Source organism: Falsiroseomonas sp. RANM36 (genome assembly GCF_056682175.1).
Genome location: NZ_JBWXTD010000023.1, coordinates 1 through 2,025 on the forward strand (window position 1 = coordinate 1; position 2,025 = coordinate 2,025).

1 protein-coding gene is annotated in these 2,025 nt (G+C 74.3%); it reads right to left on the reverse strand.

Annotated elements, in window-relative coordinates:
* Positions 1-1,919 (reverse strand): hydantoinase/oxoprolinase family protein (locus AC1MIR_RS27570; RefSeq protein ID WP_480031366.1); only part of this gene is annotated, 1,919 nt, incomplete at its 3' end.
* Between the last annotated feature and the right edge of the window lie 106 nt (positions 1,920-2,025).

A 2,025-nucleotide genomic window follows, 5' to 3' on the forward strand; every position in this document is an offset into this window, starting at 1 on the left:
GCGCCCGCCCCCCGCCCCCCGCGCCGCGCGCCGGGGGCCGGCGCCACGGTCGGCGGCGCATCCGGCAGCGCGACCGGCGGCACGCGGCCGATCACGCCGAGGCGCACCGTGGTGACCTGGACCGGGCTGCCCGGCTCCGAGAAGCCGTAGAGCCGCGCATGTTCGGAATGGAACAGCGCGGCGAGTGCGTGGCCATCGAGCGCGGTGCGCGCCGCCTCCGGCACGATGACCTCCAACTCGTAAGCCTGGTCGGGATAGCGCACGCGCATCGAGACGACGAAGTCGTGCGCGCCGACCAGCGCGCCTTCCTGCGCGATCCAGGCACCGGCTTCGGATTCCAGTTCGGCGATCAGCGCGGCGACGGCGGGCCACTCCTCCACGCCCTGGCCGGCCGCCACGCCGACGGTGCGGCGCGCCGTGCGCACATAGTCGCGCCGCACATCGGCAAGGATCGCGCCCCGCGCGCAGAAGGTGCCGGGCGCGGAAGGGACGAGGATGCGCGAAAGCCCCGCTTCCTCGGCCAGCAGGTTGGCATGCGGCGGGCCGGCGCCGCCGACGGCGACGAGCGCGAAGCGGCGCGGATCCACGCCGGCCGTGGCCATGAGCTTGGTGAGTTCCGTCGCCATCTTCGCGCTGGCGACACGCAGCGCGGCCTGCGCGGCGGCGAGCGCACGGTCCGTCCCTTCCATGCCGAGCCGCGCCGCGATCGCGTCCAGCGAACTGCGCGCCGCCGCGGCGTCGAGGCGCATGCGGCCGCCGAGGAAGCGGTCCGGATCCACGATGCCGAGCGCGACGTAGCAATCCGTGATGGTCGGCTCCGTGCCGCCGCGGCCGTAGCAGACCGGGCCGGGATCGGCGCCGGCCGAATGCGGGCCGACCTTGAGCACGCCCTGCGCATCCACCCAGAGCACCGAGCCGCCGCCGGCGCCGATCGCGCCGACATTGACCACGGGCATCATCAGCGGGAAGTCACCGACGAAGGTCGCCGTGGTGAACTCCGGCACGCCTGCCTGCACGATCGAGATGTCGGCCGAGGTGCCGCCCATGTCGATGGTGACGAGCTGGCCGATGCCGGCGGCGGCGCCGATGCGGCAGGCCGCGACCACGCCGGATGCCGGGCCGGACAGCACGGTGTCGATCGGGCGCTCGCGCGCGGTGCCGAGGGAGAGCGTGCCGCCGTTGTTGGCCGTGATGTAGATCGGGCCGCGCACGCCAAGGCCGGCGACGCGCGCGCGCAGGCGATTGAGATAGGCGCCCATCAGCGGATGGATGTAGGCGTTGAGGCCGGCGACCAGGGCGCGCTCGTACTCGCGCACCTCAGGCCAGAGCACGGCGCTCTCCGTCACCAGCACGGCGGGCAGCGCCCCGCGCAACGCCGCGGCCACCCGCATCTCGAGCGCGGGGTCGCGGTAGGAGTTGAGCAGCATCACCGCCACCGCATCCACGCCCGCGGCCGCGATGCGCGCCGCGAGGGCATCGAGTTCGGCGACGTCCGGCTCGCGTTCGACGCGGCCATCGGAGCGCATGCGCGCCGAGACCTCGAACATCAGCCGGCGCGGCACCAGTGGCACCTCGCGTGGCTCGGTGAAGTCGTAGGAGGAGGGCAGGCGCAGCCGCGCGATCTCCAGCACGTCGCGATTGCCTTCTGAGACGACCATCGCCAGGCGCGCGCCGCGGCGCTGGATGATGGCGTTGAGGCCGATGGTCGTGCCGTGCACCACCAACTCCACGTCGGCGGGGTCGATCGCCGCCTCTGCGGCCAGCGCCGCGATGCCGCGCTCGACCGAGGCCGAGGGATCGGAGGGAACGGAAGGCTGCTTGTGGAACAACAGCCGCCCGGTCGCCATCTCGGCGACGACGAAGTCGGTGAAGGTGCCGCCGACATCGATGCCGATGCGGTAGCGCGGCGGGCTGGTCACTATCGAATGATCCCCGTACGGCAGGGTGGCGAAGGCGCCGGGGGGGGCCCCGCCCCCCCCGCGCGCCCCCCCGCCCCCCGGAGCGCCCCCCCCCCCGCGGGCGCCC